Raw genomic sequence first — 20,927 nt, 5'->3', positions numbered from 1 at the left:
TCGGCGCTACTGCGCGGGCCGCCTGGCGCGCGCTTCGTCGAGGTCCTTGCAGATGATCTCCGCCCCGCGCGCCAGGCGCGGCCCGGCGCGGTTGACGAGGTCGCCGTCGATCGCGTACAGGTTGCCGCGCGCCACCGCCGTGACCTGCTTCCAGCGCTCCCACATGGCGAAGTCCGGCAGCGGGCGGTCGGCGCGCGTGGCGCCCATGCTCGCGGTCATCATGACTTCGGGATTGCCGGCCACCACCGACTCCACCGAGACCGTCGGCACCAGCAGCGATTCGCTGGCGAACAGGTTGCGCCCGCCGCACAGCGCCAGCACGTCGCTGATCAGGTGCTGGCCGTTGAGCGTCATCAGCGGCTGCTGCCAGACCTGGTAGAACACCGTCACCGGCGCGCGCGCGGCGTAGGTCTGGCGCAGCTTGTCGATCTGCTGGCGGAAGCTGGCCGCGGCGGCGCCGGCGGCGGGTTCGGTGCCCATCAGCGTGCCGAGCCGCTCGATATTGCCGGGTATGCCGTCGAGCTTGCGCGGCTCGCTGAAGAACAGCGGCAGGCCGAGCGCGCGCAGGCGGTCGGTCTGCTTCTGCGCATTGCCGTGGCGCCACACCACGATCAGGTCCGGCTTGAGCGCGGCGATGCGTTCGAGGTCGAGCGCCTTGTTGTCGCCCACGCGCGGGATCTCGCGCGCCTGCGGCGGATAGTCGCTGTAGCTCACCGTGCCGACGATGCGCGCGCCGCCGCCGGCGGCGAACAGCAGCTCGGTGGCGTGCGGCGCCAGCGAGATCACGCGCTGCGCGGGCTGCGCCAGCGTGACGGTCTGGCCGGCGTCGTCGACCACCGAGACGGTGGCGTGGGCGCCGGCGCACAGCGCACAGCCGAGCAGGACGGAGAGGGAAAGCAGGGCGCGGATCATCGGCGGGCGGCTCATGTGCGGCTCATGCATGGGTGGGATTGGAGGCGTGGCCGCAAGCACTGGCCAGGGCGGCGTCGAGCCGCTGCCAGGCGTCGTCGCGCGCCGGCGGCAAACCCAGGCGCAGGCTCGGCGGCGCGCCGTTGCCGGGCGCGTCGAACAGCCGCGTCCACACGCCTTGCCGCGCCAGCGCGTCGTGCAGCCGCGCGGCATCGGCGTGCGGCACCCAGCTGAACAGCGCATGGCTCGCGGGCGCCAGCCCGTGCGCGCGCAGCAGCGCCGCCAGGCGCTCGCCGGACTGGCGCAGCCGCGCGCGCGTAGCGTCCTGCCAGGCCGTGTCGGCCAGCGCCAGGCGCGCCACCGCGCGCGCCGGGCCGGCCACGGTCCAGTGGCCGAGATGCGCCGACAGCGCGGCCAGCAGCGCGGGTTCGGCCAGCACGAAGCCGCAGCGCACGCCGGCCAGCCCGTAGAACTTGCCGAGCGAGCGCAGCACCGCCAGCCCGGGCCGGTGCGCGTGCGCCGCCAGCGACAGCGCGGGCGTGCAGTCCATGAACGCTTCGTCGAGCAGCAGCGTGCCGCCGCGCGCGGCCAGCTGCGCGTGCCAGCGCAGCAGCGTGTCCGGCGCCAGCGTGCGCGCGGTCGGGTTGTTGGGGTTGACCACCACGAGGTGGTCGAGCCGCGCGGGCAGGTCCGGCCGCGCGAAGTCCGCCTCGGCCAGCGCCACCACCTCGTGGCCGGCGCGCGCGAAGGCGGGCGCGTATTCGCTGTAGCCCTGCGCGGCCACGCCCGTGCGGCCCGGCCGCAGCAGCAGCGGCAGCGCGCGGATGGCGGCCTGCGAGCCGGCCACCGGCAGCGCGTGCGCGGCGCCGCAGGCCCGCGCGGCCAGCGCGGCGAGGCCGTCGTCGTCCTGCGGCAGGCGCTGCCAGGCGTCGGCGGGCAGCGCCGGCACCGGATAGCCGTCGGGGTTGATGCCGGTGGAGAGGTCGAGCCAGCCGGCGGCGGGCCGGCCGTAGCGGCGCTCGGCGGCGAGCAGGTCGCCGCCGTGGCGGATGGGCATGGTCATGCGGGCAAGAAATGAAGGAGGATGGCGCTGGCGGCGGCAAGGGCCAGCCACAGCCACAAGGTGCGCCGGACCAGCCGCAGGCAGGCCCGCACTTCGGCGCTGCCGGGGGCCGCGCCCGCGCCCATCGGCGGGCGGTCTTCCCATTCGCCGTGGTAGCGCGCGGGGCCGCCGAGGGCCACGCCGACCGCGCCGGCACCGGCCGCCATGACCGGCCCGGCGTTGGGGCTGGACCAGGCCGGCGCCTGCGCGCGCCAGCAGCGCAGCGCCTGCGCGGTGTGGCCGAGCAGCGCGTAGGACAGCGCGGTCAGGCGCGCGGGAATCAGGTTGAGCAGGTCGTCGAGCCGCGCCGCGGCCCAGCCGAAATACACGAGGCGCGGGGTGCGGTAGCCCCACATCGCGTCGAGCGTGTTGGCCAGGCGGAAGGCGACCACGGCCGGCGCGCCGCCGAGCAGGAACCAGAACAGCGCGCCGAACACGGCGTCGTTGCCGTTTTCCAGCGCGGACTCGCAGGCGGCGCGCGCCACCGCCTCGGCGTCCGCGTCGGCGGTGTCGCGCGAGACGATGCGCGCGGTCAGGCGGCGCGCCTCGGCAAGGTCGCCGCGCGCGAGCGCGGTGGCGATCGGCGCGATGTGCTGGTGCAGGCTGCGCGCGCCGAGCGCGGCGTACAACGCCAGCGCCTGCAGCAGCCAGGCCAGCGCCACGCTCAGTTGCGCGGCGGCCTGCACCAGCAGGGCGGTGAGTGCGGCGGGCACCAGCACCATCAGCAGCCACGCGCCGATGCCGGCGATGCGCTGGCGCAGCGGCGCGCCGCCGCGGTTGACGCGCCGCTCGAGCGCGGCGGCGAGGTTGCCGAAACCGACCAGCGGATGCCAGCGGCGCGGCTCGCCCAGCCACTGGTCCAGCAGCACGCCGGCCACGGCCGCCGCCACGCAGGCGGGCCAGGTGAAAAGCGCGGACAGTATCAGCACGCCGGATCGGCGCCCTTGACGCTCACGGGAATGCCGGCCACCACCAGCCGCACGCGGTCCGCGGCGGCGGCCAGCTTCTGGTTGAGGCGGCCCAGTTCGTCGACGTAGAAGCGCGTGATGGCGCCCATCGGCACCACGCCGAAGCCGATCTCGTTGGAGACCAGGATCACGTGGCCGGGCAGCGTGGGCAGCGCGGCCAGCAGCGCGTCGATTTCCTCGGTGAACGCGGGCGGCGGCGTCACCAGGCCGTGCTCGGGATAGCTGCGCGCGTCGAGGAACAGCAGGTTGTTGAGCCACAGCGTGACGCAGTCGACCAGGATGCAGCCGTCGCGGGTGGCGTTGGCGTAGAGCGCGTCGGCCAGGTGCAGCGGCGCTTCCACCAGGCCCCAGTCGACCGGGCGGCGCGCGCGGTGCAGCGCGATGCGCAGTTGCATTTCCTCGTCGGCGCTGTCGTCGTCGTGGCGCGCGGTGGCGATGTAGGTGACGGGGCCGCCGCAGGCGGCGGCGTGGTCGGTGGCCAGCTGCTCGGCGAAATGGCTCTTGCCGGAGCGCGCGCCGCCGAGCACCAGCGTGAGCTGGCGCGCCGGTCCGGCGGCAGCGGTGGCAGCGGCGGCATGCGGCGCCGCAGCGGCGCGGGGCGCACGCTCGCCTTGCGGCACGGCGGTGGCCGTGGCGGCGGGCTCGGTGGCGGTAGCGGAAGCGTTGGCCGGCGTCATCCGGGTATTGTAGCGGGCGCATCCGGGCTCCGCACGCTCGGCGAGGCCGCCGCCGGCGCGCAGGCGGGTGCGATAATCCCGCGATGCAAAATCCTCTCTCCGAAGCCGGTCCCGGCGCGCTGCCGGGTGGCTTGCGCGGTACCTTGATGGTGCAGGGCACGACCTCCGACGCGGGCAAGAGCACGCTGGTGGCGGGCCTGTGCCGCCTGCTGGCGCGCGCCGGCGTGCGCGTGGCGCCGTTCAAGCCGCAGAACATGGCGCTCAACAGCGCCGTCACCGCCGACGGCGGCGAGATCGGCCGCGCCCAGGCGCTGCAGGCGCAGGCCGCCGGGCTGGCGCCGCACACCGATATGAATCCGGTGCTGCTCAAGCCCAGCAGCGATACCGGCGCGCAGGTCATCATCCACGGCCAGGCGCGCATGGACCTGAGTGCGCGCGACTACCACGCCTACAAGCCGGTGGCGATGCAGGCGGTGCTGGCGTCGCACCGGCGCCTGTCGGATGCCTACGAGGTGGTGCTGGTGGAAGGCGCCGGCAGCCCGGCCGAGATCAACCTGCGCGAGCGCGACATCGCCAACATGGGTTTTGCCGAGGCGGTCGACTGCCCGGTGGTGCTGGTGGCCGACATCGACCGCGGCGGCGTGTTCGCGCACCTGGTGGGCACGCTCGACTGCCTGTCGGACTCGGAGCGCGCGCGCGTGAAGGGTTTCGTCATCAACCGCTTCCGCGGCGACATCGCGCTGCTCGAGCCGGGCCTGGACTGGCTCGAGGCGCGCACCGGCAAGCCGGTGCTGGGCGTGCTGCCTTACCTGCACGGCCTGCACCTGGATGCCGAGGACGCCATCATCGGCGCGCAGGCGGCCAAGCACGGCGAGCTGCTGCGCGTGATCGTGCCGGTGCTGCCGCGCATTTCCAACCACACCGATTTCGACGCGCTGCGCGCCCATCCGCAGGTGGACCTGCGCTTCGTCGGCCCCGGCATGCCGGTTCCGCCAGCGGACCTGATCGTGCTGCCCGGCAGCAAGAGCGTGCGCGCCGACCTCGCCTTCCTGCGCGCCAACGGCTGGGAAGCGGCGCTGCGGCGGCACCTGCGCTACGGCGGCAAGGTGATCGGCATCTGCGGCGGCATGCAGATGCTGGGCCGGCGCGTGGAAGACCCGGCCGGCCACGAAGGCCCGGCCGGCGGCAGCGACGGCTTCGGCCTGCTCGACTACGCCACCGAGCTGGCGCCGCACAAGCAATTGCGCGTGGTGGCCGGGCGCCTGGCGCTGGAGAGCGGGGACGCGGCGGTGCAGGGCTACGAGATCCACATGGGCGTGAGCACCGGCCCGGCGCTGGCGCGGCCGGCGCTGTGGCTCGACGGCGCGCGCCCGGACGGCGCGCTGTCGGAGGACGGGCAGGTGCTGGCGTCCTACGTGCACGGCCTGTTCGACCAGCCCGCCGCGTGCGGCGCGCTGCTGCGCTGGGCCGGGCTGGCGCGGGCCGAGGGCGTGGACCTGGCGGCGCTGCGCGAGGCCTCGCTGGCGCGGCTGGCCGACACGCTGGCCGCCCATCTGGACCTGGCCGCGCTGTTTGCCCCGCTGCAAACGCCCGCGGGCGGCTGTCACGAAGCCGCCGCCAACTGCTAAACTCGCACGCGGGCCCGCGCCGCCAGGGCCGGCGGCATCGGCGTCGCGGGCGGCAGGAGCCGATGCGGCGCCCGATGGCGGCCGCCCTGGAAATCGCTTGCGGAGAGCCCGGAAATGCCCGTAGTCGTGATCGCCAATCCCAAGGGCGGCGTAGGCAAGACCACGCTGGCCACCAACCTGGCCGGCTATTTTGCCCGCGCCGGCCACGCGGTGATGCTGGGCGACACCGACCGCCAGCAGTCCTCGCGTGCGTGGCTGGGCCTGCGCCCGCCCACGGCGCCCGCGATCCGCACCTGGGAAATCAGCTCCGACCACATCGCCCGGCCGCCCAAGGGCACCACGCATGTGGTGCTGGACACGCCGGCCGGCCTGCACGGCTGGCGCTTCAACGAGGTGATGAAGCTGGCCCACCGCGTGGTGGTGCCGCTGCAGCCATCCATGTTCGACATCCTCGCCACCCAGGACTTCCTCGCGCGCCTGGCCGACGACAAGCGCGTGCGCCACGGCGACGTGGCGGTGGGCGTGATCGGCATGCGGGTGGACCTGCGCACGCGCGCGGCCGAGCAGCTGCAGCGCTTCGTGGCGGGGCTCGGGCTGCCGGTGCTCGGCTTCCTGCGCGACACGCAGAACTACGTGCAGCTGGCCGCGCACGGCCTGACGCTGTGGGACGTGGCGCCGTCGCGCGTGGCGCGCGACTGGGAGCAGTGGCAGCCGATCATCGGCTGGCTCGATCCCGCCGCCGCCAGGGCCAACGGGGCCACCGGGGCCGGCGCGCCGCGGGCGCCGGGCGCGTCGGCGCTGCCCGAGGCCGCGCCCGATGCGGCCAACGATGCCTCGGCGGCCTAGCCGCCCAGCCGCGCGAGCAGGGCGCCCACGTCGCCCCAGCTGACACGGCGCACGGTCACGATGAGGCCGGCGCCCGGGAACGGGTCCTCGAACGGCTCGCTCTCGGCGCCGCCCAGCCGCCGGTAGAACTCGCGCGCCTGCGCGTTGGCGTCCAGCACGTAGAGGAACAGCGGCTGCCCGGGCCAGCCGGTGGCGACGCGGCGCGCGCAGGCGGCCAGCAGGCGCTTGCCCACGCCGGTGCCGTGCCATTGCGGCATCACATGCAGGTTGTCCAGGTAGATGCCGAAGGCCGGCTCGGCCTGCGGCTGCAGGCAGGAAAAGCCGGCCGGCTCGCCGTCCACGCGCGCCAGCGTGACCTCCAGCGGCGCCTCGGCGCCTTCCACCAGCCGCGCGTGCCAGGTGCGCAGGCGCTGCGCCGGGGCTTCGTGCTCCAGGTAGCCGTCCGGCAGGATGCCGCGGTAGGCGTGCTGCCAGCTGCGCGCGTGGAGCGAGGCGACCAGCGCCGCGTCGTGCGGGCCGGCCGGGGTCAGTTCGATGGTCCTGTTCATGTCGGTCATGGTTTGGCCGGTCCGGTCCAGGGGACCGGCGGTTCCTGGGGCCGCGCCGGCCCCGGACCGACATTCTGCGCCAACTCGCGCGTCCGCCGGCACCGCCGGCATTGCTGACACCGCTGACATATGGCCGCTACACAGCCAATGCACAGCCGCGCGGCCGTCCTGATAGAATCGCGAATCCTTCGCATTCTCATTGTTGCCGGCGGCCTGCCAGGTACTCTTGCCTGCTGTCGCCGCATGCTGTGCGCCTTACCCACCCCACACACGGATTCCCGTCCTCATGGTCACCGGCCGCCTGCGCGTCGTCATCGTCAAGACCCACCTGTACATCGGCCTGTCGCTGGGGCTGCTGTTCATCATGCTGGGGCTGACCGGCACCACCATCGCCTGGCGCGACGAGCTCGACGCGCTGATCAATCCCGAACTGCTGACCGCCACGGCGGACGTGCCGATGCCGCTGGCGCCGGCCACCATCAAGGCCGTCGCCGGGCGCCTCGAAGCCGACCCGCGCTATGGCCGGCCGCGCATGCTGATGCTGCCGTCCTCGCCGCGCGAGGTCTTCGTCGCCTGGTATCCGCTCAAGGGGCCGGGCGGCGAGGGCCGCTCGCGCCAGGTCATGGTCGACCCGGTCACGCTGGCGGTGAAGGGCGAGCGCATCTGGGGCCAGCCGGGCCTGTCGCGCCCGCTGCTGATGCCCACGCTGTTCCAGTTGCACCACTACCTGCTGTCCGGCGAGACCGGGCGCACCATCCTCGGCGTGACCGGCATGCTGGTGCTGGTGCTGGTCGTGGCCGGCGTGCTGCTGTGGCTGCCCAAGCCCCGGCCGCGCGCGCTGCTGCGCGCGTTCCGCATCAGCCACGGCGGCTCGTGGTCGCGCTTCAACTACTCGCTGCACCGCACCGCCGGCATCTTCGCCGCGCCGGTGCTGGCCACGATGGCGTTCTCCGGCTGGTACCTGAACCTGCCCAAGTGGGTGACGCCGATCGTGGCCAGCGTGATGACGGTGACGCCGCCGGGCAAGCCGGTCTCGGCGCCCGCGCCGGCCGGCACGCCGTTGCTGGACATCACGCAGGCGGTCGCCGCCGCGCGCGGCCTGTACCCGGCGGCCGAAGTCACCCGCGTGAGCTTCCCGCGCAAGCCCGGCGATCCGTTCGAAGTGCGCCTGCGCCAGCCCGGCGAGGTGCGCCGCGACACCGGCGCCACCCGGCTCTGGCTCGACGCCCATACCGGCCAGCGCGTGGCGGTGCGCGATCCGCTCAAGGCGCCCGCCGGCGACACCTTCCTCAACTGGATGTACCCGCTGCACACCGGCGAGGCGTTCGGGCTGCCCGGGCGGATCTTCATCTCGGTGTTCGGCCTGGCGCCGCTGGCGTTCGGCCTGACCGGCTTCCTGATCTGGTGGAAGCGGCGGCGCGGCCACCGCAGGCATGTCGCGCGCACGATGGCGCGGGCGCAGGTCGGCGGGGTCAGGGGCGCCTGAGGCGAGATGCCGACAAAGAAATTCAGGGAATTTCGGCGTTTCTGAATAAAATCCGGTCTCGCTGAAGAAAATCCATGTGTGCGATGCACGTGGGCCCTCCCCGACGGCGTGTTGTTTGGGGCACTACTGAACAAAAGCCTGTCCTACACTGTGATTCTGAGAGAAATCATTGTCCGGTGAGGAAAAACATGGCCGTGGTGGGATACGAGTTCTTGCGCCGCGCGGACGGGCTATCTGCTTTTCCTCTCAAGCGCCAGGCGGAGGTCCGGCCGGTCACGCGCGTGCTCGTCGAGCACGGTTTCATCGCGGTGCCGGCTTCGGTTGCGCCCCGGACCGAAGACAGGCTTGAACACCTCCTGTTCGCGCTCAAACACGAAGGCGTGAATCTCCAGGTGCTTGCACAGGCACTGCCGCTGATTCCCGCGCAGCGCGTGCTGCGGGCGGTCTGCGATACGCCGAATGGCCAGTACGTGCGAGTGGCAGCCTACCTCTGGGAGCATTTCACGGGGCAACGGCTGGCAGGGCATCCGGAAACCACGGCCGCCTACGTTGACGTGTTCGACCCGGCCCGCTACGTGACGGGGCTGGCGCGGCGCGACCCACGATGGCGGGTCAATTTCAACGGCCTGGGCACGCTCGCCTACTGCGCCACGGTGGAACGCACGCCGGCGATCATGGCCGGCATCCAAAGCCGGGTCCTGGAGCGTACCGCCGAATTCCTGGACGGCCTGGGGCCCGAAATGCGCGACCGCGCGCTGGCGTGGGCGTACCTCCATGAGACCGAGGACTCCTACGCCATTGAGCGCGAAACGCCCAGCGAGGACAAAGCCGAGCTCTTCGTGCAGTTGCTCCACCAGGCTCACGACGGCCGCCGGCTCAGCGAGGACTACCTCTGCGAGCTCCAGTCGTCGACGGTGAGCAATCCCCATCTGCAGGCCGACCAGTTCAGGACCGGGCAGAACTGGCTGCGCGGCCCTGGCCGTGGCGCCAGCGGCGTTACCTACGTGCCGCCGCGGCCCGAGCTTGTCGAGCCGCTCATGGCCGAGTGGATGGCATTCGCCAATGATGCGCCGGGCCAGATCGACCCGATCGTCGCGGCAGGCATCGCCTCATTCGGGTTCGTATTCATCCACCCGTTCTGGGATGGCAATGGCCGCTTGTCCCGCTTCATGTTTCACAAGGCCCTGTGCAGCTCGGGCAAGCTGGCCAAAGGCCTGCTTCTGCCGGTGTCGGTGGCGATGAAGCACCATGAGGACGAGTACCTGGCTGCGCTGCAATCGTATTCGCGCCCGGCCAGGGAGCGGGTGAAAGTCAGCTGGATCGGTGAAGGCGAATACACGTTCGACTTCAAGGCCGATGACGCCATCTTCCGCTTCTGGGATGCCACCCCGTGCGTGGAGTTCGGTTTCAGGATGGCCGCGCTGGCACTGGATGTGGAACTGCGCCAGGAGACCGTTTTCCTCCAGCGGTACGACAAGGTGCTGCGCCGGGTGAACGATCAGGTGGACATGATCGGAAGCGACCTCAGCACCTTGGTCGTCATCTGCCTGGACGCGGGCGGAACCCTCTCCAACAAGAAACGAAAGCGGTATGCGAACAAAGTGCCGGAGGCGTATTTCGGCCTCATCGAGGACGCCGTGCGCGAGGTGCTCGAAGACGACGAGGATGGCGGCGAGCCGGCCTGACACCCAGGGCGCCGCCGCGACCGGCCGGCCTTCGCCCGCGGCTCAGATCTCGAGATTGTCGATCAGGCGGGTGGCGCCGAGCTTGGCGGCGGTCAGCACCACCAGCGGCTCGCCGGCGACGAACTCCTCGCGGCTGGGCGGCTGCAGATCGGCGCGCTTGCGCACCGCGACGTAGTCCGGCTTCCAGCCGCGCGCGGCCAGCGCGGACACGGCGCCGGCCTCGATCGCGGCCAGGTCCGCGCTGGCGCTGTTGGCGGCCAGCACGGTGTCGCGCACCTGGTGCAGGGTCTGGTAGAGCACGGGCGCCTCGGCGCGCTCGCCGGGGGTCAGGTAGCGGTTGCGCGAGGACAGCGCGAGGCCGTCCTCGGCGCGCACGGTCTCGGCCGGCACGATGTCGATCGGCAGCGCGAACTGGTTGGCCATGCGGCGCACGATCATGAGCTGCTGGTAGTCCTTCTTGCCGAACACGGCCACGCGCGGCTGCGCGCACGAGAACAGCTTCATCACCACGGTGCACACGCCCTTGAAGAAGCCGGGGCGGAACTCGCCTTCGAGGATGTCGCCGAGGTCGTGCGGCGGCTCGACGCGGTATTCCTGCGGCTCGGGGTACATGTCGCGCTCGGTCGGCGCGAACAGGACATAGACGCCTTCCTTCTGCAGCTTCTCGATGTCATCCTGCAGCGTGCGCGGGTACTTGTCGAAGTCTTCGTTGGGCCCGAACTGGAGCCGGTTGACGAAGATCGAGGCGACCACCGGGTCGCCGTGCTGGCGCGCCAGGCGCATCAGCGACAGGTGCCCTTCGTGCAGGTTGCCCATCGTCGGCACGAAGGCCACCCGGTTCTGCCCGCGCAACTGGTCCCGCAACTCGTGAATGGAGGAAATGACTTTCATGAAGTTGGTGTGCTGGTCGTGGTAGGAGTATGCCCGGCGTGGTCCCGCGCGGATGGCGGCGGGTGGGGAACCGGGCTGGCGCTCTTGTCGGCGCCGGCTGTCGGCGGATTGTAGAGCAAGTCGCGCCGTTCGGACGGCGCCGGGGAATGCGGACTAGTTGGGAATGTACGCCAATCGCACATAAATCGGCGCGAAGGGCTCGGCCTGGGTGATCTCGACCAGCGACTCGCGCGACAGCTCGAGCATGGCGATGAAGTTGACCACCACCACCGGCACGCCCTTGCCGGAGCGCACCGCTTCGTCGAAGAGCTGGGTGAACTCCATGAAGCGCGCATGCTGCAGGCGGCGCAGGATGTTGCTCATGTGCTCGCGCACCGACAATTCCTCGCGCGAGATCTTGTGGTGCTGGTTGAGCCGGGCGCGCTTGAGCACGTCGGCCCAGGCGGCCTGCAGGTCCGTCAGCTCCACGTCGGGGAAGCGCGGCGCCAGGCTCTGCTCGATGTACACCTGCGAGTGCAGGAAGTCGCGGCCGAGCTGCGGCACCTGGTCGATGCGCATCGCGGCGAGCTTCATCTGCTCGTATTCCAGCAGGCGGCGCACCAGTTCGGCGCGCGGGTCCTCGGCTTCCTCGTCGCTGTCGGTCTTCCTGACCGGCAGCAGCATGCGCGACTTGATCTCGATGAGCATGGCCGCCATCAGCAGGTACTCGGCGGCCAGTTCCAGGTTGCTCTTGCGGATCTGCTCGATATACGCGAGGTACTGGCGCGTCACTTGCGCCATCGGGATGTCGAGGACGTTGAAGTTCTGCTTGCGGATCAGGTACAGCAGCAGGTCGAGCGGGCCTTCGAACGCTTCCAGGAAGACCTCGAGCGCGTCCGGCGGGATGTAGAGATCCTGCGGCAGCTTGAACAGCGGCTCGCCGTACAGGCGCGCGAAGGCCATGCCGTCCACCGCCGCGGGCGTGGAGTCCTGGCCGGGCGCGACGCTCGGCAGCTCGATCGCCAGCGACAGCTTGTCCTGCTCGCTCTGGTTCATCGGGGGCGGGGGCGGCGCGGCGGCTGCCTCAGTCCAGCGCGTAGACGTAGGGCTTCTGCGCCACGCGCGAGGCGATGGCGCGATCGCGTTCCTCGAGGTTGATCGGCGCCTTGTCCCACAGCAGGGCGCGGCCCTGGCGCTGTTCCGTCTCGAGCGACGGGCGCTCTTCCTTGAGCGACTTCAGGAACTGGGTGATATCCGATTCGTAGGCAGCCATGACGGGGAAATTGGTGAAATTGAAGGGGCAGCCGGGATTTTACCGTATCGGCAGGCGCCGGCAGGGGTTTGCGCGCGGGTCTGCCTGCGGACCCTCCCCGGGGCGGCCCGGCCGGGGCCGCACGCGGGCGCTCTTTTTCGCCCGCATCGGCAGGCTGGGCGCGCGGTGTGGTCAAATGTCGACTTCGCATGAAGTGCACCGATCGATGAGGATGGATCCAGGGAACGAGCGCCTGCCGCCTGCCGCGCCCTCCGGCCCGCCGCCGGGGAATGCGTCCGTCCGGCGCCGCTCGCGGCGACTGCCGCCGGCGGCCACGCCGGCCGGCTGGGTTGTCTGGGCCGTCCTGGCGCTGTGCGCGCCGCCGGCCGCGGCCACCTACAAGGTCGAGGTGGACGCGCCCAAGGCGATCAAGGACATGCTCGAGGAGCACCTCGACCTGTCGCGCTACCGCACGCGCGACGACATCTCGCCGGACCAGTTCAACTACATGGTCGAGACCGTGGGCGAGCAGGTGCGCCAGTTCACCTCCACCGAAGGCTATTTCGACCCGGCCACCACCACGCGGGTGGAAGGCCGCGGCGACCAGCGCACCGTGTACCTCACCGTGGAGCCCGGCGCGCGCACGCTGATCCGCAACGTGGACGTCGACGTGACCGGCCCGGCCGCCACCCAGTCGCCGGCGCAGGTGGCCGAGCTGCGCGCCAAATGGGGCTTGCCTGCGGGCGAGCCGTTCCGCCAGGCGGACTGGGACAAGGCCAAGGACGACGCGCTGGCCGAATTGCAGAGCCATACCTATTACGGCGCGCGGCTGGCCGGCTCGCAGGCGCGCGTCGACCCCGACGAGCGCGCCGCCGACCTGAACGCGCGTTACGCCAGCGGGCCGGCCTACAGCCTCGGGCCGCTGCGGATCAGCGGGCTGCGCCGCTATCCCGAGCAGATCATCCGCAACGTCAACCCGTTGTCGCAGGGCGAGCCCTACCGCGTGGAGCGGCTGCTCGAGTTCCAGCGCGCGATCCAGAACCAGCCGTATTTCTCCAACGTGGAGATCGACCTGGGCCCGCAGAGCGACGCCCGGAGCACCGACGACCAGGGCGCCGACGACCAGCCGTCCGGCGCGCCGGCCGACCCGCCGCTGGACCAGAACGCCGAGCGCGTGACCGCGCCGGTCCACGTGCGCGTGCGCGAATACCCGGCCAACCGGCTCACCTCGGGCGTGGGCTACACCACCGACACCGGGGCCCAGGTGGAGGGGCGCTATTCGTACTACAACCTGTTCAACCGCGCCTGGGTGTTCGACTCGCAGGCCCGCATCGAGCAGAAGCGCCAGTACGCCTTCGCCGAGGTGGCCATGCCGCCCGACACCCGCACCTACCGCAACAGCGTCTATGGCAGCTACGAGCGCACCATCGACCTGGAAAGCACCGACCTGACCAGCCTGCGCACGGGCCTCAAGCGCTCGCGCTCGCGCGAGAAGTACGACACCACGCTGTCGCTGGACTACTACTACGACAGCCTGCAGCCCTACGGCGAGGAGGCGCAGCTCAGCCGCGCGCTGGTGCCGGCCTTCGCCTGGACCCGGCGCGACGTCGACAACCCGGTCTTCCCCCGGCGCGGCAACGTCATCAACACGCAGCTCGGGGTGGCGGCCAAGCACGTGCTCAGCGACGAGACCTTCTTCCGCCTCTATGGCCGCATCCGCCAGTACATCCCGGTGGGCAAGCGCGATCTCGTGGTGGCCCGGCTGGAGCTGGGCGCCGACATCACTCGCGGCGACGTGACCGGCGTGCCGGCCTCGCTGCGCTTTCGCGCCGGCGGCACCGATTCGATCCGCGGCTACGGCTACCAGTCCATCGGCACGCGCAGCGGCGCCAGCGTGCTGCCCGCCAAGTACCTGGGCACGGCCAGCCTGGAATACCAATACTGGTTCCTGTACGACTGGGGCGTGGCGGTCTTCTGGGATACCGGCACCGCCACCGACAACCTGACCGGCGTGCGGCTCTACAACGGCGTGGGCATCGGCGCGCGCTGGCGCAGCCCGGTCGGGCCGGTGCAGCTCGACGTGGGCTACGGCATCCAGGAGAAGCAGTTCCGCCCGCATATCTCGCTGGGAGTCGCATTCTGATGACGCTGCGCGCGCCCGCCCGCGGAGGACCTGCCGCATGAGCATTCCCGACATGCCCCCGGTGCCGGCCGGCGACGGCGCGCCGCCGCCGCCGCGGCCGGGCCGCCGTCGCCTGGGACGCTGGCTGGCCTGGCTGGCCGCGCTCGTGCTGCTGGCACTGGTGGCCACGGTGCTGGCGGTGGTGCTGGCGCTGCGCACGGAAGCCGGCACGCGCCATTTGTGGTCGCTGGCGACGCGGCTTTCCGCCGGCGCCCTGTCGGGCACGCTGGAGGGCGGCACGGTGGCGCACGGACTGCGCCTGCGCGACGTGGTCTTCGCCAGCGGCCAGACCCGCGTCACGGTGGACCGCGCCGAGGGCGACTGGGCGCTGGGCTGGTCGCCGGCGCGGCTGCACGTGAACTGGCTGCGCATCGGCAAGGTCACGCTGCGCCTGCCGCCCGCCGCGCCGGCCGCGCCCGGCAGCGCGCCGGCCACGCTGCCGGCGTCGCTCGAGCTGCCGCTCGCGGTGGACGTGGACTCGCTCACGCTGGAGCGCCTGGCGCTGCTGCAGGGGCCGCCGGCCACGCCCGACGAGTTGGTGTTCTCCGGGCTGGCGGGCTCGCTCCATTCGGACGGGCTGCGCCACCGCGTCAGCATCGACCAGCTGCTCACGCCCTACGGCAAGCTGGCCGCCAACGCGCAGCTCGCCGGCCAGGCGCCGTTCGCGCTCAACGGCGGGGCGCTGCTCGAAGGCAACTGGCAGAAGGAATCGTTCAGCATCAGCGCCGGCGTGAGCGGCACGCTGGCCGCGCTGCACGCGCAGGCCGAGGCCAGCGGCGACCGCCTGCGCGGCCGCGCCGCGGCGGACCTGACGCCGTTCGGCAAGGTGCCGTTTACCCACGTGGGCATCGACGCCGAGCAGATCAACCCGCAACTGTTCAGCCCGTCGGCGCCGCGCGCCAACCTGTCCGTGCATGCCGAGCTGCGGCCGGTGGACGGGGCCGCGGCATCGACTCCGGCATCGGCATCGGCATCGGCCCCGGCCCCGGCCCCGGCCCCGGCCGCCGCGGGGGCGTCGGCCGCCGGGGCTTCCGCGCCGGCGGCGCAAGCGGCCGGCGCGGCGCCGCTGCGCGTGGCCGGCGAGGTGCGCGTGGTCAACCACGAGGCCGGCCCGATCGACGCGCAGCGCCTGCCGGTGGCGTCCGCGCAGGCGCGCATCGAGGTGAGCGAGGCCTCGCAGGTGGTGCGCGACCTGCGCGTGGCGCTGCCGGGCGGCGGCGAGATCCGCGGCAGCGGCGCGCTGCGCGACGGCCGCGGCGGCTTCGACCTCGACGTGCGCGACCTCGACCCCAAGGCGCTGCACGGCAGCCTGAACCGCGTGCGCCTGTCCGGGCCGGTGATCGTGCGGCTGGAGCCGGGCCGCCAGAGCCTGGCGGTGGACCTGTCCGGCGGCGAGCTCAAGCTGTTCGCCGACGCGCGCCTCGACGCCGACGCGGTGACGCTGACCGCGCTGCGCGCCGGCATCGGCCGCGGCACGCTCAGCGCCGAGGGCACGCTCTCGCTCAAGGACGCGCAGCCCTTCAGCTTCAAGGGCAAGCTGGCCAACTTCGACCCCGCGCGGCTGGCCGCGGTGGCGCCCGGCAACATCAACGCGGAGTTCGCCGCCAGCGGCACGCTCGCGCCCGAGCGGCGCGTGGCGCTCGATTTCACGGTGGGCGACAGCGTCTACGCGGGCCTGCCGATGCGCGGCGAGGGCAAGCTGCGGCTGGCCGGCGAGCGCCTGCTGCCGAGCCAGGCCACGCTCGACATGGCCGGCAACCAGGCCCGCCTCGACGGCAGCTTCGGCGCGCGCGGCGATCGCCTCAGGCTGCACGTGGACGCGCCCCAGCTCGAGCGGCTCAAGTTTGGCGTGGCCGGCCTGCTCAAGCTCGACGCCGACATCACCGGCACGCTGGCCCGGCCCGAGGTGGCGGGCAGCTACAGCGCGCAGGCGCTGGCGGTGGGCCCGCACAAGGTGGCCAGCGCCAGCGGCAAGGCCGATCTGCGCGGCGGCCTGGACGGCACGCTGGCGCTGCAGCTCAACGTGCGCGACTACCGCGGCCCGTTCGCCGCGCTGCGCACGCTCGACGCCTCCATCAGCGGCACCCAGGCCAGCCACGTGTTCGACCTCAAGGCGGCCGGCGCGATGCACGGCAAGCCGCTCGACCTGGCCCTGGCCGGGCAGGGCGCGTGGCAGGGGGCGGCGGGCTGGAGCGGCACCATCCGCACGCTCGAGGAGCGCGGCACCGCCAACGTGCGCCTGCTGGCGCCGGCGTCGCTGCAGGTGGCGGACCAGCGCGTGAAGCTGGGCGCGGCCGGCCTGCAGTTCGAGCACGCCCGCGTCGACGTGGACGGCTTCGAGTTCGACCACGGGCGCATCCGCACGCAGGGCAAGCTCGACGGCCTGGAGGTGGCGAACCTGCTGCGCCTCGCCGAGGCGTTCACCGGCGAGGCGCCGCCGCTGCGCTCGGACCTGGTGCTGGACGGGCGCTGGAACGTCACGCTGGCCGAGAGCGCGGCCGGCTTCGCCGAGCTGCGCCGGCGCAGCGGCGACCTCTCGGTCAACGCGGGGCGCGGCTTCACCACGCTGGGTTTGGGCGAGAGCGCGCTGCGCGCCGACCTGGCCGGCAACCGCGTCAACCTGCGCGGCGGCATCGAGGCTTCGCGGCTGGGCCGGGTGACGGTGGACGCCTCGGCCGGGCTGCTGCAGGAACAGGGCCTGATGACGGTGACGCCGGCCTCGGCGCTGGCGGGCAAGGTGACGGCGGACATCCCCCGGCTCAAGACGCTCGAGGCGCTGAGCGGCCCGCAATATGCGTTCGAGGGCCGGCTGGCGGCCGTGCTGCAACTGGCGGGCACGGTGGGCAAGCCGCTGCTGACCGGCAACATCGACGGCGAGGACATCGCGCTGACGCTGTACGACGAAGGCATCCGCCTGACTGGCGGCGTGGTGCGCGTGGCGCTGGACCAGGACACGATCGAGCTCCGGCAGGTGGAGTTCCACGGCGGCGACGGCAAGATCGTCGCCACCGGCAACATCAAGCTGGGCGACACCGACCCCAACCTGACCGGCCGGATCGTGGCCGACAAGCTGCAGATCTTCGCCAGCCCGGAGCGCACGCTGATCGTTTCCGGCGACGCCAGCATCCTCAACGAGAACCGCCAGATCGTGATCCGCGGCAAGTTCCGCGTGGACCGCGGGCTGTTCGACCTGCCCAAGGCCGGCGCCCCGGTGCTTGGCGACGACGTGGTGGTGGTGCGCCGGCGCGACCAGCGCGAGCTGAAGACCGCCGCCACGCCGGTGCCGGAAACCAAGCCGGCCGGCCGCTTCAGCCCGCTGATCGACCTCACGCTGGACCTCGGCGACAACTTCCGCTTCCGCGGCGCCGGCGCCGACCTGCGGCTGGGCGGCCAGCTCGGCGTGCGCAGCGCGCCGCTCACGCCGCTGCGCGCCACCGGCACCATCCGCGTGACCGACGGCACCTACGAGGCGTTCGGGCGCAAGCTGGACATCGAGCGCGGCATCGTCAATTTCAACGGGCCGGTGGACAATCCCAACCTGAACATCCGCGCCATGCGCCGCAACCAGGAAGTGGCGGCCGGCGTGGAAGTGACCGGCACGGTGCGCCTGCCGCGCGTGCGGCTGGTGTCCGAGCCCAACGTGCCGGACGAGGACAAGCTGTCGTGGCTGATGTTCGGCTACGGCGCCGAGAGCAATACCAGCGGCCAGCAGCGGCAGCTCAGCGCCGGCGCGCTGGGCGGCGCGGCGCTGGGCATGCTGGGCGGGCGCGCGGGCAAGGGCGTGGTGCAGCAGCTCGGCATCGACGAATTCTCGATCGGCCCCAGCACCGCGGGCCTGAACGACCAGCAGGTGGTGAGCGTGGGCAAGGCCGTGACCGAGAAGATCTCGGTCGGCTACGAGCAGAGCCTGACCAGCGCCTCCAACGTGGTCAAGCTGACCTGGGCCTTCTCGCGGCGCTGGTCGCTGATTGCCAAGGGCGGCTCGATCAACGGGCTGTCCGTGCTGTTCAACCGCCGCTTCGACAGCTGGGGCAACCTGTTCAGCGGCACTTCCCGCCGCGCCGCGGGCGCAAGGAGCCAGACCGATGCCAGCCAGGACACCACTACCGACAACGCCACAGCGCCGGCCGGCGCCGCCTCGGATGCCCGCGCGCGCTGAGCCCGGCGGGCGCGCTTTCGCCATGTTCTCCACTCACGCGCCGTACCGGCGCCTTGCCGCCATGGGACTGATTTCCTCCGTGCTTGCGCTGTTCGGCTGCGACCAGCAGAAGGTCGACGAAGCCATGAAGAAGGCGGGCGAGGGCGCGCGCTCGGTATGGAACGCCGTCAAGCCCGACAGCGAGCTGTTCAAGGGCATCGTGGTCGGCCAGTCGGGCGAGGACGACGTGCGGCGCCAGGCCGGGCGCCCGGAAATCGTGTGGGAGGAGGACAACGGCGCGCGCCGGCTCGAATACCCGCGCGGGCCCGAGGGCGCCACCACGTGGATGGTGACCATCGGCGCGGACGGCAAGGTCGGCGCCATCGAGCAGGTGCTGACCGCGGAGAATTTCGCGCGCGTGCATGCCGGCATGAGCCGCGACGACATCCGCCGCCTGCTCGGCAAGCCGACCAAGGTGGAAGCGTTCGCGCTCAAGAAGGAAGAGGTGTGGGGCTACCGCTGGTGGGAGAGCTCGCAGGACAAGGCCTTCTTCAACGTGCACTTCGACGCCGCCGGCAAGGTGACGCACACCTCGCGCAGCGACGATCCGTCGAAGATGCAGGGCGGCTAGCTAGGCCGGCGGCGCGGCGGGGGCGGCCTGCGTCGCCTGGGCGGCATCGCGGGCAGCGCGCCCGGCCAGCAGCACGCCCGCGCGGGCGCAGGCCGCGGCCAGCGTGTCGCAGCAGTTCTCGGGGCCTATGCGCTCCAGGAAGCCGGCGCGCCGCATCAGCGAGAACACCTGCGCGGCGGCGTTGCACACCACCAGCGTGCCGCCGCGGCGCGCCAGCGTGCGGCGCAGCGCGTCGAGCGTGTCCAGCCCGGTGGTGTCCAGCGCCACCAGCTTGCCCACTTCCAGGATCAGCACCGCCGGCGCCGGCTGGCTGCGGTCGCGCGGGTCGATCAGCGCTTCCACCTTGTTGACCGCGCCGAAGAACAGCGCGCCGGTCATGCGGTAGGCCTGCACCTCGCCCGCCGGCAGCGCGCCGCCGGGCGCCGGCGGCAGCTCGGCCGGCGCGATCGGCTCGATCTGCGTCAGCGAGGCCATGCGGTAGATGAAGAACAGGCAGGCCAGCACCAGCCCCACCTGCACCGCCACGGTGAGGTCGAACACCACCGTCAGCACGAAGGTGCCGAGCATGATGATGCGGTAGTTGTTGCTGAAGCGCTTGAGGTGCGCCAGCCCGAACACGTGCCATTCGCCCATGTTCCACGCCACGTAGAGCAGGATGGCGGCCAGCGTGGCCAGCGGGATGGCGCTGGCCAGCGGCGCCGCCGCCAGCATGATCACCAGCAGCGTGGCGGCGTGGATGATGCCGGCCACCGGCGTGCGTCCGCCGCTGCGCACGTTGGTGACGGTGCGAGCGATGGTGCCGGTGGCCGGCAGCCCGCCGAAGAACGGCGTGACGATGTTGGCGATGCCCTGCGCCATCAGTTCCTGGTTGGGGTCGTGGCGGTCGTCGATGAGGCTGTCGGCCACGCGCGCACACAGCAGCGACTCGATCGCGCCGAGCAGCGCGATGGTCAGCGTAGGCGCCAGCAGCTGCTGCGCCAGCTGCCAGCTCAGGTGCGGCAGCGCGAACGGCGGCAGGCCCTGCGGGATGCCGCCGAAGCGCGTGCCGATGGTCTCCACCGGCAGCTCCAGCAGCGCGTTGGCCGCGGTGGCCAGCACCAGCGCCACCACCGTGCCGGGCACCATCGACAGGACCCGGCTCCAGCGCCCGGGCGCGGCCGGCGGCTGCGCCGGCGCGGCATGCCGGCGCCGGTCCGCCAGCCGCGCGAGGCGCGACCAGCCCGCCACCACCGCCAGCGAGCCCAGCGCGAGCGCCACCGTGGGCCACGATATGGTCGGCAGCGCCTGGCCCAGCACGCGCATTTGCGAGAGGAAGTCGCCCGGCAGCTTGCCGGTGCGCAGGCCGAGGAAGTCGCCGATCTGCGACACCATGATCAGCACCGCGATGCCGTTGGTGAAGCCGATCACGATGGCCACCGGAATGAAGCGCACCAGCGTGCCGAGCCGGAACAGCCCCATCGCGAACAGCAGCATCCCCGCCAGGATGGTGGCGATCAGCAGGTTGGCCACGCCGTAGCGCGCCACGATGCCGTAGACGATGACGATGAAGGCGCCGGCGGGGCCGCCGATCTGCACCGGCGAGCCGCCCAGCGCGGCGATCAGGAAGCCGGCGATGATGGCGGTAAACAGGCCGGCCTGGGGCGGCAGGCCCGAGGCGATGGCGAAGGCCATCGCCAGCGGCAGCGCCACCACGCCCACGGTCAGGCCGGCGGCGAGGTCCTTGGCGAAGGTGGCGCGGTCGTAGTCCCGCAGGCTGTCGCGCAGGCGCGGGTGGAAGGCGGCGAGGGGAAAGGGCTGGCGCAGGCGTGGGCCGCTGCGCGGGGTACCGGCGACGGGAGCGTGGCCGGGAACGCTGTCGGGCATGCCAGGGACTCCATCAACGCCCTTGTGGGGCAGGAATGCAGTATGGGCTTGCCGGCGCGGTGTCGTCAATCGCCGGTGCCGGCCGCCGCGCGGCGGCCGGCCCGCGTGGCGCGCGGGCGCGCTCGCCTGCGCACCGGCGCGC

Annotated in this window: 16 protein-coding genes; 7 read left to right on the top strand and 9 right to left on the bottom strand. The window is 72.3% G+C overall.

Annotation, left to right across the window (positions count from 1 at the left end):
* Window positions 1-6: 6 nt before the first annotated feature.
* The 4 genes from AC3WXD_RS30025 to cobU are packed head-to-tail and all read right to left on the bottom strand — an operon-like array spanning window position 7 to window position 3,656.
* A complete protein-coding gene (locus AC3WXD_RS30025; protein WP_492325307.1) occupies window positions 7-912 on the bottom strand; it encodes a cobalamin-binding protein in 906 nt (301 codons plus the stop codon).
* A 22-nt stretch (window positions 913-934) separates the two neighbouring features.
* The gene (gene cobD / locus AC3WXD_RS30020; RefSeq protein ID WP_492325284.1) at window positions 935-1,972 is read right to left on the bottom strand and encodes a threonine-phosphate decarboxylase CobD; all 1,038 of its coding nucleotides are present in this window, start codon (window positions 1,970-1,972) and stop codon (window positions 935-937) included.
* A complete protein-coding gene (cbiB, locus tag AC3WXD_RS30015) occupies window positions 1,969-2,940 on the bottom strand; it encodes an adenosylcobinamide-phosphate synthase CbiB (protein ID WP_492325283.1) in 972 nt (323 codons plus the stop codon). Before cbiB ends, cobD begins: the two co-directional genes overlap by 4 nt.
* Window positions 2,934-3,656: a bifunctional adenosylcobinamide kinase/adenosylcobinamide-phosphate guanylyltransferase gene (gene cobU / locus AC3WXD_RS30010; protein WP_020204328.1), complete on the bottom strand. Its 723-nt coding sequence runs from the start codon at window positions 3,654-3,656 to the stop codon at window positions 2,934-2,936. The genes cbiB and cobU overlap by 7 nt, the downstream gene beginning before the upstream one ends.
* Before the next feature lie 83 nt (window positions 3,657-3,739).
* On the opposite strand from cobU, the gene AC3WXD_RS30005 reads away from it, so the two are divergent.
* Window positions 3,740-5,284, top strand: coding sequence for a cobyric acid synthase (locus AC3WXD_RS30005; RefSeq protein ID WP_454732121.1), 1,545 nt, complete (start codon window positions 3,740-3,742; stop codon window positions 5,282-5,284).
* A gap of 114 nt (window positions 5,285-5,398) precedes the next feature.
* Complete coding sequence (locus AC3WXD_RS30000) at window positions 5,399-6,130, top strand: nucleotide-binding protein (protein ID WP_059411082.1); 732 nt, start codon at window positions 5,399-5,401, stop codon at window positions 6,128-6,130.
* Here AC3WXD_RS30000 and AC3WXD_RS29995 read toward each other — a convergent pair.
* A complete protein-coding gene (locus AC3WXD_RS29995; protein WP_020204331.1) occupies window positions 6,127-6,687 on the bottom strand; it encodes a GNAT family N-acetyltransferase in 561 nt (186 codons plus the stop codon). The two genes, AC3WXD_RS30000 and AC3WXD_RS29995, sit on opposite strands and share 4 nt — an antisense overlap.
* 277 nt (window positions 6,688-6,964) lie before the next feature.
* Here AC3WXD_RS29995 and AC3WXD_RS29990 point away from each other — a divergent pair, with 277 nt between their 5' ends.
* Both AC3WXD_RS29990 and AC3WXD_RS29985 read left to right on the top strand, forming a co-directional pair.
* Window positions 6,965-8,164: a PepSY-associated TM helix domain-containing protein gene (locus tag AC3WXD_RS29990; RefSeq protein ID WP_059411086.1), complete on the top strand. Its 1,200-nt coding sequence runs from the start codon at window positions 6,965-6,967 to the stop codon at window positions 8,162-8,164.
* Window positions 8,165-8,352: 188 nt separating this feature from the next.
* Complete coding sequence (locus AC3WXD_RS29985; protein WP_492325282.1) at window positions 8,353-9,849, top strand: Fic family protein; 1,497 nt, start codon at window positions 8,353-8,355, stop codon at window positions 9,847-9,849.
* Between the two features lie 42 nt (window positions 9,850-9,891).
* On the opposite strand, the gene panC is transcribed toward AC3WXD_RS29985, so the two are convergent.
* From panC to AC3WXD_RS29970, 3 genes are all read right to left on the bottom strand, one after another.
* Window positions 9,892-10,740, bottom strand: a complete 849-nt coding sequence (panC, locus tag AC3WXD_RS29980) for a pantoate--beta-alanine ligase (protein WP_029043881.1) — start codon at window positions 10,738-10,740, stop codon at window positions 9,892-9,894.
* A 153-nt stretch (window positions 10,741-10,893) separates the two neighbouring features.
* Window positions 10,894-11,775, bottom strand: coding sequence for a segregation and condensation protein A (locus AC3WXD_RS29975; protein ID WP_020204334.1), 882 nt, complete (start codon window positions 11,773-11,775; stop codon window positions 10,894-10,896).
* A 28-nt stretch (window positions 11,776-11,803) separates the two neighbouring features.
* On the bottom strand, window positions 11,804-11,992 hold the full coding sequence (locus AC3WXD_RS29970; protein WP_059411089.1) for a DUF3460 family protein: 189 nt from the start codon (window positions 11,990-11,992) through the stop codon (window positions 11,804-11,806).
* A gap of 211 nt (window positions 11,993-12,203) precedes the next feature.
* Between AC3WXD_RS29970 and AC3WXD_RS29965 the strand changes: the two genes are divergently transcribed.
* The 3 genes from AC3WXD_RS29965 to bamE all read left to right on the top strand — a co-directional run bounded on the left by AC3WXD_RS29965 (window position 12,204) and on the right by bamE (window position 18,922).
* Window positions 12,204-14,114, top strand: coding sequence for an autotransporter assembly complex protein TamA (locus AC3WXD_RS29965; RefSeq protein WP_492325281.1), 1,911 nt, complete (start codon window positions 12,204-12,206; stop codon window positions 14,112-14,114).
* A gap of 37 nt (window positions 14,115-14,151) precedes the next feature.
* Window positions 14,152-18,312 (top strand): translocation/assembly module TamB domain-containing protein, encoded by a 4,161-nt coding sequence (locus AC3WXD_RS29960; RefSeq protein ID WP_492325280.1) that lies wholly within the window; start codon window positions 14,152-14,154, stop codon window positions 18,310-18,312.
* Between the two features lie 61 nt (window positions 18,313-18,373).
* Window positions 18,374-18,922: an outer membrane protein assembly factor BamE domain-containing protein gene (gene bamE / locus AC3WXD_RS29955; protein ID WP_029043882.1), complete on the top strand. Its 549-nt coding sequence runs from the start codon at window positions 18,374-18,376 to the stop codon at window positions 18,920-18,922.
* Here the strand turns inward: bamE and AC3WXD_RS29950 are convergent, their stop codons facing one another.
* Window positions 18,923-20,785 (bottom strand): SulP family inorganic anion transporter, encoded by a 1,863-nt coding sequence (locus tag AC3WXD_RS29950; protein ID WP_492325279.1) that lies wholly within the window; start codon window positions 20,783-20,785, stop codon window positions 18,923-18,925. It abuts the gene before it with no gap.
* Window positions 20,786-20,927 lie beyond the last annotated feature (142 nt).

The sequence above is a fragment of the Cupriavidus sp. FW216-B1 genome, from assembly GCF_058789195.1.
Note: the sequence above shows the minus strand (reverse complement) of the source record. Positions and strands in the feature narration are given on the sequence as shown.